This is a genomic window from Citricoccus nitrophenolicus (genome assembly GCF_047305825.1).
In the GTDB taxonomy this organism is placed as follows: Bacteria; Actinomycetota; Actinomycetes; order Actinomycetales; family Micrococcaceae; genus Citricoccus; species Citricoccus nitrophenolicus.
Map to the genome: position 1 here is coordinate 671,463 of NZ_CP063070.1, position 14,492 is coordinate 685,954.

Below are 14,492 nucleotides of genomic sequence, written 5' to 3' on the forward strand. Positions count from 1 at the left end.
CGGAAGGGTGGTGCTGGCCTACTTGCCGCCGCCCGGCTTGGGGCCCGGCTTCGGGGCACCACCGGGCTTGGGAGCCGCCGCCGGCTTCGGCGCACCCGGCTTGGGCGCCCCGGCCGGCTTGGCCACAGCAGGCTTGGGTGCTGCGGCCGGCTTGGCCGACGCAGCGGGCTTGGGAGCAGCCGCCTTCGGGGCAGCTGCCTTCGGGGCAGCTGCCTTCGGTGCGGCCGCCTTCGGTGCGGCCGGAGCCTTCGGGGCTTCGGTCTGCTCCGGCTTGACAGCTGCCTTCGGAGCCTCCGCCTCGGGAGCCGCCTTCGGAGCCTCCACCTCGGGAGCATCCGCCTCGGGAACGGCCTTCGGCTCCGGGGCCGCGTGACTGGACTGAGCCAGCTTCTTCAGCTCCTCGGGCATGGCATCAGACATGGCGGAGGACAGCGGTGCCGATGACGTGTCATCGTCAACCTTCTGCTTCGCCTCGCGAGCGGCCACGTCGCGCCGAGAACCGGCCCGCTCGGGCTTCGGATCCTGCTGCTTGCGGGCCTCGGCGCGGGCCTCGGCCTTGTTCTTCAGAGGGCCGATCACCATGACCATGTTGCGCCCGTCCTGACGGGGGCTCGACTCGATCATGCCCACATCCGCCACGTCCTCGGCGAACTTCTCCAGCAGACGGATGCCCAGCTCGGGGCGCTGCTGCTCACGGCCACGGAACTGGATCATGGCCTTGACCTTGTCCCCCGCAGTGAGGAACTTCCGGGCATGGCCGGTCTTCGTCTCGTAGTCATGCTTGTCGATCTTCAGGCGGAAGCGGACTTCCTTGAGGATCGTGTTGGTCTGGTTCTTCCGCGCCTCGCGGGCCTTGACCGCAGCCTCGTACTTCCACTTGCCGAAGTCCATCAGCTTGCAGACCGGCGGCTTGGCCGTGGGGGCCACTTCAACAAGGTCCAGGTCGGCCTCGGCTGCTAGACGTAGCGCATCCTCAATGCGCACAATTCCCACCTGTTCGCCCTGGGGGCCGACCAGGCGCACCTCCGGCACGCGGATCCGTTCGTTGATTCTTGGCTCGCTGATCTTGCAACTCCTGTGTTCGGGATCTTCGGTTGCGGGAACGCCATCCCCGGCGGTCCCTACGCTGGACCCGGAGACGAGAAAGGCCTCCGTGCTCAACGCAGGCGGAGGCCTGACCGGCGGATTGTTCCGCCGATCCATCGATCAGCCGACCCCGAGGGGGCGACGTGACCGGTGACCCGGCAACTCGGCCTGTTCGGAGAACGGGCATTCTGCTGACGCGGGTGGGAGAAGGCCTCCACTTGATGACTGGACCCGTCATCCATCTCACACTCGCTTGCGGCGGAAACGGGAACGGACCCAGCTGGTCTGTGACAAGCTTACCAGCATGAATGACGAACAGCAGAATCCCTCCCCCTCGGACGATCCCGTCACCGACCGGGTCCGGGAAATCCACGAGGTCCCGGCCGTGGAACTCATCAACACGGCCGCCGTGCACCTCATGACCGCCTCGGCCGTCAAGGTGGGATTGGCCGACACACCCAACGCCGAGGAGCTCATCGACCTCGATGAGGGCCGCAAGCTCATCACGGCACTGGCCGGGCTCGTGACAGCTGCCGCCCCGGAGATCGGCAGTCAGCACGCCGGCCCGTTGCGCGACGGACTGCGATCCCTGCAGCTGGCCTTCCGGGAGGCCTCATCCTTCCCGGATGCGCCGGGCCAGGGCCCCGGCGAGAAGTACACCGGCGCAGTGAACTGACCTCGCCACCCGCGCCGGGCCCGGCTCCGTCCTCGGACGGCGCCGGGCCCTTTTCATCGGTCCGCTCGGCGCTCAACACCGGCCAGATGTTCGGCCGCCCGACGGGTGAACATCAGCAGCAGGGCCGCGGCGGCCGGCAGCAGGAAGACCAGTCCGGTGCTCACGTTCCCCGCAGAGAAGAAGCTGATGGACAGGATCACCGCGAACAGCTCGATCACCACCACGGCAGCGCGGGTCCAGGGCCGCCCCGCCCACACTCCGACGCCGGTGGCCCCGATCCACACCGCGGCCAGGACGTACAGGACCACCAGGAAGATCTGTGCGCCCACGTTTAGGGCACCGGCCCCGATGACCAGGACCGAGGCCGCTGCCGTCCCGAGCACCCCCAGGGCCTGCAGGATCAGGATGCCGCTCAGCACCATCACGGCCGGCGGACGGGCGATGCCCGAGCGGGGGGCAGAAGACCCGGCTGTGGGCTGGCGGGATGCGGTGGGCACGAGGCGGTCTTCCTGACGGTCGGCTGGGTTCCGGCGCCCTTGACAGCAGTCATGGCGGGCCGGGATAGTCTACGGGACGCAGCACTCCGGGCGATCGGCCCACATGCGGCCCATATGATAACCGCCACACAATGCGCAGGACCCCTTGTTTAGTCACACATGACATGAAAAGATACTTCACGAAGTTCAGCGGGGGTCGTCGCAACGGCCCTTTTTTGTTGCCTACGGCACGCGCCGTTCCGGACCGCCCCCGCCTCAGGACTATCGTCCGATGACCCTAGACAGGTTTGCCGGGGCAACCGTGTGCCGGCAATGAAGGAGTGAGCGATCAGCATGGATTGGCGTAGCCGGGCAGCGTGCCTGGACAAGGACCCGGAGCTGTTCTTCCCAGTGGGGAACACGGGTCCAGCCCTGCTCCAGATCGAGGAGGCCAAGGCCGTCTGCCGTACCTGCGAGGTGGTGGACACCTGCCTGCAGTGGGCGATCGAGTCCGGTCAGGACTCGGGCGTCTGGGGCGGAATGAGCGAAGACGAGCGCCGCGCCCTCAAGCGTCGCGCCGCCCGGGCACGCCGCGCCTCCTGATCAGGCCCCGGGCCTCGCGCCCAACTGGCCGATGACAGGCCCCGACCCGATGCGGGTCGGGGCCTGTGCCGTGTCAGGACCCGTCAGTGATCCGGCACTGGAGCGAGGATCAGGACCTCGGTCCCTCCGTCCTCCAACTCCGTCCATTCGATGGTGCCGCGCAGATCGCCGGTCACCAGGTTGCGGACGATGCGCAGACCCAGCCCGGGGCTCTGCCCCGGCGCCGGCACCACCTCGGCCCGTCCCTCCTGGGCCAGCCCTGCACCCGTGTCCCACAGACGCACCTCGAGCCGCTCCCCGGTGGGCGTGTGGGTCCGGCGCGCCACCAGCCCCACGTGTCCACCCGCCGCGCCGGTCCCGTGCTCCACGGCATTCATGGCCAGCTCGTTGATGACCAGGGCCATCGGAGTGGCCAGGTCCGAGGGAAGCTCCCCGAACCCTCCCCCGAACTCGGTGCTGACCTCTCGGCCATCACCGGCCACCTCCACCGCCAGCCGGAACTGGCGGCCCAACAGTGCGTCCATGTCCACGTGCTGGTCCAGTCCTCGCGAGAGCGTCTCGTGGACGAGGGCGATGGTGTCCACCCGGCGCATCGCCTGCTCCAGCCCCTTCTTGGCCTCCTCCGAGTGCATACGCCGTGACTGCATCCGCAGCAGCGAGCCCACGGTCTGCAGATTGTTCTTCACCCGGTGGTGGATCTCCCGGATGGTGGCGTCCTTGCCGATCAGTTGCTGCTCGCGCCGGCGCAACTCGGTGACATCACGCAGCAGCACGAGCGCACCGAAGCGTCCCTCGTCATTGCTCAGGGGCACGGTGTGCAGGGTGAGGTTGACCGAACGGACATCCAGCTCGGCCCTCGCCGCCGCCTTGCCCGTCAGCACCAGGGGCAACGACTCGTCCACGGGCCGGCGCTCGTCCTGAAGGTCGGTGACGATCCTCGCCAGAGACCGTCCCTCCAGGGATTCCGTCTCGCCCAGGCGGCGAAAGGCGGACACAGCGTTCGGAGTCGCGAAGTCCACCGTCCCATCCTCCCGCAGCCGAAGCACCCCATCACCGACCCGTGGAGCGCCCCGAGGGGAGCCTCCGGCCGCGTCGTGCGGGTCCGGCCACTGTCCCCGGGAGAGCATGGTCAGCAATTGAGTGGCGCTCTGGCGGTAGATGAGCTCCAGCCGGGACGGGGTACGCTGCCCCGCGAGGTTCTGGTGCACCGTGACCACACCGATGGTCCGGGCTCCCCGACGCACGGGCCATACCTCCACCCGCATGGAACTGTCCGGCCCATGGACTGACGGGGCCGTGGCGGCCGACTCCCCCGTGGACCAGGTCTCGGCGACCAGGGACTTCAGGTCCGTGCGGACCCGGCTGCCCACGATGTCACGGTGCAGCGAGGTCTGGGCCGTGAAAGGCCGAGCCTGAGCCAGGGCCACAAAGCCCCGCCCGGTCGTGGGAGTCCCCTCGACCGGATACCACAGCACGAGGTCAGCGAAGGCCAGGTCGGCGATCAGCTGCCATTCGCTGACCACCGCATGGAGCCAGTCGACATCTCCGTCCGCCAGATCCGGATCGCCGTAGAGGGGGTCGGTGAACAGGGCCATGCAACTGTTCTACTGGGCCGTGACTGATCGCAGTTGGCGCAACGCCACGGAGAGTGCTGCGAGATCGTTCGCGTCTGATTCCCGGATCTCCTCCAGAAAGCCTTGGGCGCGCTGCAGGCGGGTGGCGTTCTCCGCCTCCCAGGCGGTGACAAGGTCCCCCACGTCACCCGTTGACACGTCCCGGTCCTCAGCGAGGACGGAGGTGGTGACGCTGAGCAGCAGGGCGTAGAGGTCCTCCCTCATGGCAGCCCGGGCGAGAGCCTTCCAGCGGCCGGAGCGGGGCAGGTCCGTGATCTGGTTGAGCAGCCCGTCCGCGTCGAAGCGCTCGTAGACCAGGAAGTACACGTCCGCCACATGACGAGGGTCCCTGCCGGACTGCCGCGCCATCCGGACCACGTCCAGCAGGCCGAAGGACTCGAACAGCACGGAACGCCGGCGGGCCAGGTCCTCGGGCAGACCTGCCTCCAGGGAGCGGTCCCGCCATTCGGCGTAGCGTTCTGCGTCCTGGCCACGCAACAGCTCCGGAAGGTCCTGCACCAGGGACTGCAGCGGTTCGGCGTAGAGCTCCACCACCTCGCCGATGCCCTCGCCCTCGGCCCGGTGATTGACCAGCCACCGCACGGCGCGGTCCAGCAACCGCCGGGCGTCGAGGTAGACCCGCGCCTTGAACTCGCCGTCCACTCTGGCCGGCAGTGCCCGGATGGACTCGAAGTAGTCCCCGTAGCCGTAGATCTCCTTCATGGCCGAGTAGGCCGCCACCACCGTGGCCGCGTCTGCACCCGTCTCCTCCATGGCCCGGAACACGAAGGTCGTGCCGCCGGTGTTGACCACGTCATTGGCCACCAGGGTCGCGATGATCTCGCGCCGCAGGGGGTGCTGCTGGATCGGCCCGGCGAACCGCTCGCGCAGGGCGGAGGGGAAGTAGGCATCCAGCGTCCGGTCATACCACGGGTCGTCCGGGAGGGAGGTCTCCAGCAGCTGTTCGGTCAGGTTGGTCTTCGCATAGGCCACGAGCACCGCCAGCTCCGGGGTCGCCAGGGACTGCCCGTCCTGCAGGCGCTCGGCGAGCTCCTCGTCGTCCGGCAGGTACTCCAGGTCACGGTCCAGGTCCGCCTGCTCCTCGAGCCACCGGATGTGGCGCTCAAAGCTCGGCAGCCACTCGGCGACCTTCTGGGAGTCATTGCGCAACAGGGTGTTCTGGTCCACGTTCGTGGCCAGTACCAGGTCCGCGACCTCCTCCGTCATCGACTCGAGCAATCCGGAGCGTTCGGAGGCCTCGAGTTCCCCGGTGGCGACCAGCTGGTCGACCATGATCTTGATGTTGACCTCGTGGTCCGAGCAGTCCACGCCGGCCGAATTGTCGATGGCGTCGGTGTTGATCAACACGCCGGACAGACTGGCCTCGACCCGGCCACGCTGGGTGAGCCCGAGGTTTCCCCCCTCTCCCACCACGGTGGCGCGCAGGTCCCCGCCGTTGATGCGGATGGCATTGTTGGCCCGGTCCCCCACCTCGGCGTGGACCTCCGACTCGCCCTTGACATAGGTTCCGATACCGCCGTTGTAGAGCAGGTCCACGGGGGCTTTCAGGATGGCCTTCAGCAGCTCGTTCGGCGTCAGCTCTGCCGTGGCCCCCGGCAGGTCGAGCATCTCACGGACCTCGGGGGTGACCGGGACCGACTTCGCCGTGCGGTGGTAGACGCCGCCGCCGCGGCTGATGAGCGATGCATCGTAGTCGGACCAGGAGGACCGGGGCAGCGCGAAGAGACGCTGCCGCTCGGCGAAGGACACGGCCGGGTCCGGATCCGGGTCCAGGAAGATGTGCAGGTGGTTGAATGCCGCCACCAATCGGATGTGCTCCGAGAGCAGCATGCCGTTGCCGAAGACGTCCCCGGACATGTCCCCGATCCCGACCACGTCGAAGTCCTCGGACTGGGTGTCCCGGCCCAGGGAGGCGAAGTGGCTCTTCACCGACTCCCAGGCGCCGCGGGCGGTGATGCCCATCGCCTTGTGGTCGTAACCCACGGACCCGCCCGAGGCGAAGGCGTCCCCCAACCAGTGCCCGTACTCGGCAGAGATCTCGTTGGCGGTGTCGGAGAAGGATGCCGTCCCCTTGTCCGCGGCCACCACGAGGTAGGCGTCGTCCCCGTCATAGCGCACGATCCGCTCCCGCGTGGAGAGCACGGTGCCCTCCTGGGTCCGAGTCTGCTGGTCGGTGATGTCCAGCAGTCCACGGATGAACGTCCGGTAGGCCTGCTTGCCGGCCTCGATCCAGGCTCCCCGGTCCGTGGCGGGATCAGGAAGGCGCTTGGCGAAGAAACCGCCCTTGGCCCCCGTGGGCACGATCACGGCGTTCTTGACCTGCTGCGCCTTGACCAGGCCCAGGACCTCGGTGCGGAAGTCCTCCCGTCGGTCCGACCACCGCAGGCCGCCGCGGGCGATCGGGCCGAACCTCAGGTGCACTCCCTCGACCTCCGGGTCATAGACCCAGATCTCCCGCGCCGGGCGGGGCTGCGGGGCGAACGGGATCTCCCCGGTGGCGATCTTGAAGCTCAGTCGCCGGTGCCCCTGGAAGAAGTTGGTCCGTTGGGTGGCCTCCATGACCGTGAGGAAACCGCGCAGCACGCGCTCTGCGTCCAGCGTGGCCACCGCGTCCAGTGCCTCATCGGCCTGTTCGCGAACCTGCTCCAGCGCCCGCTGCCGCGCAGCGCCCGCCACCGGGCCGTCGTCGTCCGTGGCCTGCGCTGCCGTGGGATCGAAGCGGGTGAAGAAGTAGTCGATCAGGATCCGCGTCACCGACTCGTTGGCCAACAGCGCGTCCGCCATGAACTCGAAGGAGTTCTGCATGCCCAACTGGCGCAGATACTGCGCGTAGGCCCGGAGCATGCCCACCGTCCGGGAGTCGAGCCCCTGGAAGAGCACCAGGCGGTCGAGCGCATCGGATTCAGAGGCCCCCGTGGTGGCGGCCACCACGGCATCCTCCAACAGGCCGGCCGTGGATTCGTTCTCCGTGCCGAGCGGGTACCCCAGGGCGAAGTCGTAGAGGTAGAACTTGCGGCCGTCCGCGGGCCTCACCTCGAAGGGGCGCTCGTCCAGCACGGACAGCCCGAGGTTCTGCAGCACGGGCAGCACCTCCGTGAGGGTCCGGGGCCGGTCCGAGTAGAACTTCATCCGGCCGACGCTCATGTCCGTCACCCGCTCCTCGGCGACCCGGGACCGCTCGTCCTGGTCCTCCGGGACCACGTGGACCACGGGTGCCCCGTCTGCCGGCAGCCCGTTGAAGCGGCCGATGTCCTCCAGTGCGTTGTCGATCTCGTATGCCACGCGGTACGCCGGAGGGAAGGCCTCGTCCCACAGGAGCGCGGCATCCACCCCCGAGTCGGCGCCAAAGGCCTCCACGGCCTGTTCGTCCACGCCCTCCTTCCAGGACCGCACGGCGCGGACCAGACGGTTCTCGAGGTCCTTCGCATCGACCGGGGCGCTCCGCTCACGCTCCCGGGGCAGCCGGATGCGGAAGTACAGCCGGGCGAGCACTGATTCCGTGAGCCGGACCTGGAAATCCAGGGACTCACCGCCCAGGGCCTCGAGCAACACGTCCTGGATCCGGCCGCGGACATCCGTGTTGTAGCGGTCCCGCGGCAGGAACACGAGGGCATTCATGAACCGGCCATAGGTGTCCGGGCGCAGGAACAGCCGGGTCCTGCGGCGTTCCTGCAATTGCAGGATCTGCCGGCACGTCTCCCACAGCTCCTCAACCCCCACCTGGAACAGCTCGTCACGCGGGTAGGTCTCCAGGATCTGCTGGAGTTCAGCCCCGGAGTGCGAATCCTGGGGGAAGCCGGACAGTTGCAGCACGGCGGCAGCCTTCTCCCGCACCAGCGGGATGTCCTCCAGCGAGACCGAGTAGGCCTTGGGGTCCCACAGGCCCACGAACCGGCGCTCTCCGGTGACCCTGCCGTCCTGGTCATAGGTCTTCACCGCCACGTAGTCCATGTAGGCGGAACGCTGCACGCGGGAGCGGGAGTTCGCCTTGGTGATGATCAGCGGGATGGGCCGCTCGATCTGGTTGCGGCCGGCGATCGAGAGCGGGGCCGGCGGCGTGGTGGGCCGGTTCCGCAGGATGCCGAGCCCGGTCTCCTCCACCGGGACCAGCACCTGCCCGTTGTCACCGCTGTGCAGCAGGTATTCCCGGTAGCCGGTGAACGTGAAGTGGCCCTCCTCCATCCAGTTCAGCAGAGCGCTGCTTTCGCGCACGCCCTCCACGGTGTGCGGGGCGTCATGCGCCAGGGTCCTGGCCGCGGTGAAGGCGGCCGAGCGCATCCGATCCGCGTCCGCGATCGCCGCACGCACATCCGCGAGGACCACGTGCAGACCACGTTCCAGCCGCTCGGCCTCGTCCTGGTCCATGGGGCCCACCGTCTGGATGCCGATCCATGACTCGACACCCGCCCGGTCTCCTTCACCGGCGACCAGCGGGCCGAGGTCGGCGAGCGCCGCGGTGGTGTCACCACTGGCGGTCCCGTGCTGGGCAGGGACGCGGTGGACCGCTGAGAGGTGACCGGAGTCCTTGTCTCTGTGGGTGATGACGGTCGGGTGGGCCACCATGCGGATGGCGTGGCCCTGGCGGGTCAGCTCGCTCGTCACCGAGTCCACCAGGTAGGGCATGTCCTCGTGGACGATCTGCACGAACCCGTGGGGCCGGCTCGGCGTCACCGTGACGGCGGCCTCGCTGGTGCCGCGTTCCTGGGCCATCGACACATGACGGCCGACCAGTTCCCGGCGATCGTCCGAGGACAGCTCGGAAAGGTCGGCGGGGGAAACGTGTTCGAAGTACGCACTGGCCAGGCTTTCAAGATCGACCGTGGCCTCCGGGGTGTCGGTGGCCTGCTGATCGCTCCACAAGGGAGTTGACGATGACATCTGGGGGTGTCCTCTTCCATCGCTGCAACGGCACCGGAGCCGCCCGGGCTGTGCCGGAGTGGTCCGTGTGGGTGGAACGTCGTCGGTCCACCAGTGCGAGCCTATCGGCCCGCTCGTCAAAGCGGGAGTGGCATGCCAACGAACCGCCTTCGGATTCACTCAGCTTCGGCGGAGCACCCGGCGCACACCACGCACGACGCCGGCCCGCACGCCCGCCGCGGACCCCTCGCCCGACGCGGTGCCGGCCAGCCGGGCGATGGCCCGACGCAGGGCGGACGAGGGCGCGGCTTCAGCGAGCACCTGCCCTCCCAGCAACGCCCGGTCGAGGGACCGGCGATCCCAGGGCAGGAAGGCGGCCACCGACCACGAGCCACCGAACCGTTCCACCACCCCGGAGATCTGGGACCGCGGAGCGGTTCCCGAGGCCTCGGCTCGGACCTGGTTCACCACCACCTCCACCACCGTCCCGGTGTTCACATGGTGGCCCAGCTCGTCCAGGCCGTGGATGAGCCGAGGCAGACCCACAGGGTCCCCCGTCCCCACGGCGAGGATGCGGTCCGCTGCGGCCAGGCCCGCCAGCGTGGCCGCGTTCCGCTGGGGGGCCGGGATGTCGAAGCTGAGCTCCTCGTCCTGCTCCAGACAGAATCCACAGTCCACCACGACCTCCTCCCAGCCGGCGGCAGCCGCGGCCAGGACCTCGTCCAGGGCGGACCGCCTCAGCTCGGGCCAGCGGTCCGCCCGGGTCAGCCCCGTCAGGACCTGCAGGGTGGTCCCGGCGACCCGGGCCCGGACGGCCGAGCGCTGCACCCCCTCGGCCGAGATCCGGCCCTGGTCCGCCAACCGGCAGGCCTGGGCGATGCCCGCTGACTCCTCCAACAGGGCCACCTGCGCTCCCGCCGAGGCCGCATAGGTGTCCAGGTCCACCAGCAGGGTCCTTCGCCCGGCCAGGGCCAGCTCCACCGCGAGGTTCACGGCCACCACGGTCCGGCCCGGACTTCCCGCCGGCCCCCAGACCGCCGTGACCCTGGGCGGGCCGGAGGGTGACTCGGTGAACGACGTGGAGTCCTGCTCAGAGGCTGGCTCGGGGCCCGTGTCCGCGGCGGCCGCATGGCCGCCGTCCGGAACCACCGCCCTGTTCCCAGGACTCGTCTCCCGGTCTCGGGTGGAGTCCGGAACAGCGCTCGGACCGTTGCGGAACGCGCCCGCGGAGTCCTCCGCCCCCTCGGGCATGACGGGCACGCCGGACAGGTCAGGCACGTCGGGGGGCCCACCCTGTTCTGCCCCCTGGAGTCCGGGCGACTGCCCCGACGACGGAGCCGGTGTCCGCTCCGAGGCGGACCGCCGGCCGCGCGTCAACCCCTCAGGACCGGACGGGGTCGGAGTGCGCGCCGGTGCCTGTGCAGTGGCATCCGAGAGCAGCGCGGCGAGGTCCTGTGGACTCACCTCCGGGGAGGCCACCGGCACGCCGAGCTGGGCCAACCGATCGCGTTCCTCGGTCACGTCGCTCAGCGCGACGACGGCCACCGTCCGCCCGCCCCACCCCTCGCCGGCGAGGGAGTCCATGAAGGTCAGGGTGACCTGCTCCGTGTCCCCGGCCACCAGCACCGCGTCGGCCAGGCCGGCCCGGGCCACCGAGATCAGTTCGGCGAGGGATTCGCACCGGCGGACCACCGTGACCGGGCCGCGGAGGCGTTCGAGCCCCGAGACGTGGTCGTAGCCGGGCATGAGGGTGGTCGCCACCGAGACCCTGCGCATACGTCCTCCTAACGGCCCACGGGAGAGGGGACCACGCTGATGCGGGCGCCGTTGCCCTTCGCGTCCAGCACCTGCGGCAGTTGTTCAGGCCCCACCAGGACCTGGACGGTGACGCCTCCGGACGCACCGAATGAACCGGATGCCTCCGTGACCTCGGCGAGTTCGGCAGAGGGGGCCACCAGCTCGGGCTCCGCATAGTCCTGACTGCCGTCACGCTCTGCGATCCACACGTCCACACGGGCTCCGGCCCCCGTGCCGTCCGGCAGCGGGTCGTCCACCGTGAGGGAGATCGGCTGGCGGGCCTCGGGATCCGCCGCGGCCACTGCCCCCGCGGGAAGCAACTCGCCTTGGCGCACTGTGGCCACCACCGAGGAGTGGTCCGGAAATGGTTCATCGGCCGGGAGGTAATCCCCGGAGGCATCCCCGAGCCGGGCCTGCACCACCGCAAGCTGGTCTGGCTCCACGATCTCTCCAGGCACCAGGTCCTGCTCGGCGGCCCAATAGCCATCCGAGGAATCGAGGGACTGCACCAGCGCCACGATCCCGGCCACGGACAGGAGGACCAGCAACAGTCCGGCCAACAGTCTCGGGTCCCTCCACCCCGGTCTGCCGAGACGGGGCGCCTCCACGGTGTTCTTCCCCTCCACGCCTGTCCTCCCTCGTCAGCAGGGTGGCCCGTCCGCCACCGCCATGCGGGTCCAGACTATCCAAGCCGGGCCGCGCCGCGTGGCGCCTGTGGACAACCCGGTCATGGCGGGAGTGCTGTGGACAACGGCCCCCTCGCCTGCCAACCGTGGGAGGATGGTGCCGACCACTGACCGATCCGACCCGGAGGACCGATGCCGCGCTTCCTCACCCTGACCGACGTTGCCGAGGAACTTCAGGTCTCCATGACCCAGGTCCGGGCCCTGGTGCGCAGTGGAGAGTTGCCGGCCATCCAGATCGGAGGCCGCGGTCAGTGGCGCGTGGAGCAAGTCAAGCTCGATGAGTACATCGAAGACCTCTATGCCCAGGCGGCCGCCAAGGCGGAGGCGCGGAAGGCCGGTGCCCCTCAGACCGAGGACGCGTGAGCTGAGCGGACCAGATGGATGGCGCCGTACGGGATCACCCGGAGTCCCCGGACATTGCGGCCACGCCGCTGCTCGTCGCGCGGGTGCACCGCCAGATCCAGGTGGTCCAGGCCCACCCGGTCGATGGTCCCCTCGCCGAGGACACGCCCCTCGAGTCCTGAGACCACCACGCCGGCCCGCGCTCGGGACAGCGACCGGTACAGGAAACCGACCCCCAGATTGCGCCGACCGGGCGAGTCCTGCGGGGCGGTGACGGGCAACGGGCTGTCGATCGCAGCCACCGCATCCAGATTCAGTACGAGGCTCCCGGTCCGGTCTGAGCCACCCACCCAGGACGAGCCCACCGTCGAGACCGACAGTTGCAGGCGCTGACCGTCGATCAGCAGCACGGTCAGGGGAGCGCCGAGGGCCCCCCGCAGTCGGTCGGCCAGCGCGACCGACGCCCGCTCACCGCGCGTCAATTCGGCGGCCTCGGCCTCGGTGTCCTGCCATCGGCCGTGGGCCAGTTGAGCCTCGAGGTCAGCGAACAGCCCGTCCCATCTCATGAGCTCAGCCTAGAGGGCAGCGCAGGCGGCGTCGCCCTCCGGATCGTCACCAGATGGCATCAAACAGCATCAAACGTCATCAAACGTGCTCCTATGCAGTCGCAAACGATGAATGGCGCCCTGAGGGCATGGAAGTATCTTTTACTACATCATCAACGATCTATTGACACCCAATGGCATCTGATGTTGTCTTGAGGCATTCACTGGTAGCCGCGAACGGTCACACGCTGCGGGGACGAAGAGAGGGCACACCATGGGAGCACGTCCAGCAGAGCGCCGGCCGCCACTGCGGGTCGAGGACCTGATCCTCAGCGTGTTGTGCACAGCAGCAGGACCATTGCTGTGGTGGTTCGGGACCGGCGCACTGGCCAGTGCGTCGGCCGGGGGCGGCATCCAACTCGTGGAGCGCTCCGTGGCCTCCCTCTGCGCCGGCACCGGTGCCGTCATCGCCTTGTGGTGGTTCGTGGCAGTGCTGGGGGCTGGCCTGACGGCCGCTGGCCACCGGTGGCACTCGGCGCCCCTGTCCCGCATCGGCCGGAGACTGTCCCCGGCGTTCCTTCGACGCGTCGCCACCTCGGTGCTCGGAGCGAACGTCCTCCTGACCCCCGGGGCCTGGGCCGCCGATGCAATCCCCCTCGGCCTGCCGCCGCAGGGCTCGGAGGCCGCCCCCACGGTTGCCGTGGCGGCGGTTCAGGAGGTGGTGCCCCACGCTGGCTGGCTCCCCGTCCCCGGGGCCAGTCCCGTCGCCTACACACCGGCGCCCGAGGTGCCGTCTGGGCCGCACGGCACCTCCGGTTTCCTGACCTCGGTATTGGTTGAGCCCGCCGGGGAGCACGGCCTGCCGACGCCAACGTGGACACCGGAGACGCCAGCCCCTGCCGGCCCTGGTGCCACGAGAACAGCCCGTCCCCCAGCAGTCGAGGCATCCACGGTCACGGTCAGGCGGGGAGACTGCCTCTGGGACATCGCCTCCCACGAGCTGGGCCCAGCGGCGACGGACCTGGAGATCGACCGTCGCTGGCGCCAATGGCACGAGCACAATCGGGAGACCGTCGGCCCGGAGGCCGACCTGCTCCAACCCGGATGGGTCCTGACGGCTCCGCCCTTCGACTAGGGGGCGCCCCCCGACTCATCGTCCCCTTGCCCCAACGCTTCCCCACATCGTCGTCCCGTATCGCTTCCCATCAGTTGAACAACCGGAGGAACCATGACCACCCTCTCCACGTCACCAGCCCCGGCTCCGGAACGGGCCGGGGGCCTGACACTCTCCCCCGTCCCCGCGTCCCGGCCACCACTGGTGGGAACCGCGCAGGCACCCCTGCAGCGCTCCACCGATCGGGTGGGATCCGCCTGGACGCCCCGGACCCATCGAGACAGCGGACGCGGCACTGTGGACCGCGCCCAGCAGGAGCTGCGCCGGGAGGAGGAACGCCATGTCAGATCGTTGGCGCGAATCGTGGCACTGGCGTGCGTGGAGGCGGAGCTCGGTCTACGACCGGCACGCCAACTGTCCACGTGGCTTGATCTGCCGACCTACGGCAAGATGTTGCGCCGCGCCGAACTCGCCCAGCGAGTCCGGCCCTCCGGCCCCGCGGAGGCCGCAGCGGCACCCACTGCGCTCGGCGCCAGGGTCTGCCCGTCCGGAGAGGACGTCTACGAGGCCAGTGCGACCGTTCAGATGCCGGACCGAGCCAAGGCCATCGCCCTGCGCATCGAGAGACATCGCAGGCGGTGGAGGGTCACGGCCCTGGAGCTGGGGTGAGGTTCCG

Annotated in this window: 12 protein-coding genes; 5 read left to right on the forward strand and 7 right to left on the reverse strand. The window is 69.4% G+C overall.

All coding sequences use genetic code 11. The features are described from left to right. Window positions 1–18: 18 nt before the first annotated feature. Window positions 19–1,032 carry a translation initiation factor IF-3 gene (gene infC / locus IMT31_RS03070; RefSeq protein WP_413543717.1) on the reverse strand — a complete coding sequence of 338 codons (1,014 nt, stop codon included), beginning with the start codon at window positions 1,030–1,032 and terminating at the stop codon, window positions 19–21. Between the two features lie 358 nt (window positions 1,033–1,390). Between infC and IMT31_RS03075 the strand changes: the two genes are divergently transcribed. Beyond that, entirely contained in the window at window positions 1,391–1,762 is a 372-nt protein-coding gene (locus tag IMT31_RS03075) for a DUF1844 domain-containing protein (RefSeq protein WP_345355611.1), read from the forward strand. Window positions 1,763–1,815: 53 nt separating this feature from the next. On the opposite strand, the gene IMT31_RS03080 is transcribed toward IMT31_RS03075, so the two are convergent. Then, window positions 1,816–2,259, reverse strand: coding sequence for a hypothetical protein (locus IMT31_RS03080; RefSeq protein WP_413543718.1), 444 nt, complete (start codon window positions 2,257–2,259; stop codon window positions 1,816–1,818). A 333-nt stretch (window positions 2,260–2,592) separates the two neighbouring features. On the opposite strand from IMT31_RS03080, the gene IMT31_RS03085 reads away from it, so the two are divergent. Further along, window positions 2,593–2,841 carry a WhiB family transcriptional regulator gene (locus IMT31_RS03085; protein WP_010144519.1) on the forward strand — a complete coding sequence of 83 codons (249 nt, stop codon included), beginning with the start codon at window positions 2,593–2,595 and terminating at the stop codon, window positions 2,839–2,841. Between the two features lie 83 nt (window positions 2,842–2,924). Here the strand turns inward: IMT31_RS03085 and IMT31_RS03090 are convergent, their stop codons facing one another. The 4 genes from IMT31_RS03090 to IMT31_RS03105 form a co-directional block, all read right to left on the reverse strand. Next, window positions 2,925–4,436 (reverse strand): sensor histidine kinase, encoded by a 1,512-nt coding sequence (locus tag IMT31_RS03090; protein WP_345355605.1) that lies wholly within the window; start codon window positions 4,434–4,436, stop codon window positions 2,925–2,927. A gap of 9 nt (window positions 4,437–4,445) precedes the next feature. Further along, a complete protein-coding gene (locus IMT31_RS03095; protein WP_413543719.1) occupies window positions 4,446–9,353 on the reverse strand; it encodes an NAD-glutamate dehydrogenase in 4,908 nt (1,635 codons plus the stop codon). Window positions 9,354–9,512: 159 nt separating this feature from the next. Continuing rightward, window positions 9,513–11,108 (reverse strand): ATPase, encoded by a 1,596-nt coding sequence (locus tag IMT31_RS03100; protein ID WP_413543720.1) that lies wholly within the window; start codon window positions 11,106–11,108, stop codon window positions 9,513–9,515. An 8-nt stretch (window positions 11,109–11,116) separates the two neighbouring features. Then, a complete protein-coding gene (locus IMT31_RS03105) occupies window positions 11,117–11,755 on the reverse strand; it encodes a flagellar biosynthesis protein FlgA (RefSeq protein ID WP_413543721.1) in 639 nt (212 codons plus the stop codon). 192 nt (window positions 11,756–11,947) lie between these two features. Here IMT31_RS03105 and IMT31_RS03110 point away from each other — a divergent pair, with 192 nt between their 5' ends. Next, window positions 11,948–12,178 (forward strand): helix-turn-helix domain-containing protein, encoded by a 231-nt coding sequence (locus tag IMT31_RS03110; protein ID WP_345355593.1) that lies wholly within the window; start codon window positions 11,948–11,950, stop codon window positions 12,176–12,178. Here the strand turns inward: IMT31_RS03110 and IMT31_RS03115 are convergent. Next, entirely contained in the window at window positions 12,160–12,723 is a 564-nt protein-coding gene (locus IMT31_RS03115; protein ID WP_413543722.1) for a hypothetical protein, read from the reverse strand. The two genes, IMT31_RS03110 and IMT31_RS03115, sit on opposite strands and share 19 nt — an antisense overlap. A gap of 253 nt (window positions 12,724–12,976) precedes the next feature. Here IMT31_RS03115 and IMT31_RS03120 point away from each other — a divergent pair, with 253 nt between their 5' ends. Continuing rightward, window positions 12,977–13,837, forward strand: a complete 861-nt coding sequence (locus tag IMT31_RS03120; RefSeq protein ID WP_413543723.1) for a LysM peptidoglycan-binding domain-containing protein — start codon at window positions 12,977–12,979, stop codon at window positions 13,835–13,837. Between the two features lie 93 nt (window positions 13,838–13,930). Next, window positions 13,931–14,485 carry an Rv3235 family protein gene (locus IMT31_RS03125; RefSeq protein WP_413543724.1) on the forward strand — a complete coding sequence of 185 codons (555 nt, stop codon included), beginning with the start codon at window positions 13,931–13,933 and terminating at the stop codon, window positions 14,483–14,485. The last annotated feature ends 7 nt before the right edge of the window (window positions 14,486–14,492 follow it).